This is a genomic window from Telluria sp. Soil_C_11 (assembly GCF_057657395.1).
Genome location: NZ_JBDGIN010000065.1, coordinates 1 through 396, shown reverse-complemented (window position 1 = coordinate 396; position 396 = coordinate 1). Strand labels below are relative to the sequence as shown.

The 396-nt window shown below is 56.8% G+C and carries 1 protein-coding gene; it reads left to right on the top strand.

The features are described from left to right. Positions 1-359, top strand: a 359-nt coding sequence (locus AC3A6M_RS24895) for a hypothetical protein (RefSeq protein WP_487855363.1), incomplete at its 5' end; no start/stop codon positions are given. Positions 360-396 lie beyond the last annotated feature (37 nt).

Genomic DNA, 396 nt, shown 5'->3' with positions numbered 1-396 from the left:
TGCGCAAGCGCTTCAACCCACAGCCGGACGCGATGCGTTATACGAGAACGCCGATCCAGCCACGTAATGTGCTCTGCTACACGCGCATCGCAATGATGGCAATCGAGCCGTCGGATCGGCACGTCAAGCCAGACACGCCTGTCAAGGCAATCGCGATCTCTGACTCGACGTCTCCTGCGTTCATGAATCAGGGAACAGGATTGATGGCAGGCGCCACACAGCGCTTCGCTTTCCGGGCATTCCTCCAGTACGACGAGCAGGGACCCGTCTGGCTCTTCGCGGACGGTATCGACAACATGGCCTTCCCAAAACGGGACGGACGACATAGCATTGAGCATGGCGGTGGTTTGGTTGATTGACTTGTTTGGCGACTATCAATCTACCAACTCCAAACCA